The organism is Neisseria sp. P0021.S007 (assembly GCF_051956855.1).
Genome location: NZ_JBQCXA010000740.1, coordinates 1 through 615, shown reverse-complemented (window position 1 = coordinate 615; position 615 = coordinate 1). Strand labels below are relative to the sequence as shown.

Genomic DNA, 615 nt, shown 5'->3' with positions numbered 1-615 from the left:
GAGCAAAGAGGATGGTGGCAATGCTCAATATGGCCACAGCCGGAAGATAGATAAAGCCTGCCGCGCCTTCAGGCAGGTTGGCAATATGCAAACCGTTGGCAAAATAGCCGATGGTGCCGGCAATCGCAATCGGCCATGCCAGACCTGAAGATGTGCCGATGGCACGGTGCGCCGGAAAGTTGCAATACAGCAGGAATGGAACGGATAGCGAACCGCCCCCGATACCGACCCAACTCGAAGCCGCCCCAAAAAGCGTGCCGACGGCTGTCAGGCCGTGGAGGGCAGGCAGGGTGCGTGAAGGTTTGGGTTTGGAATCGCGTAGGGTTTTGAGGGCGATAAAGGCAAGAAATGCAATAAAGAAAACCTGCAAAGCCAGCGTCGGCATATATTTTGCCGTTGCCGCGCCGAGGAGTACGCCGAGTATCATGCCCGGCGTCATCTGGCGGACGGTTGCCCAATCGATGGCGTGTTTTTTATGCTGGGCGTACATACTGGAGAAGGTGGTAAACACCATTACGGCAAAGGAAGTGCCGATGGCAAGATGCTGGGCATAGGGGTCGCCGCCTATGCCTTGCAGTTGCAATGCCCATAAGACGACGGGGACGATCAACGTAC

Annotated in this window: 1 protein-coding gene; it reads right to left on the bottom strand. The window is 56.3% G+C overall.

Annotation, left to right across the window (positions count from 1 at the left end; genetic code table 11):
* Positions 1–615, bottom strand: a 615-nt coding sequence (locus tag ACTHUR_RS15700; protein ID WP_440399574.1) for a sulfite exporter TauE/SafE family protein, incomplete at both ends; no start/stop codon positions are given.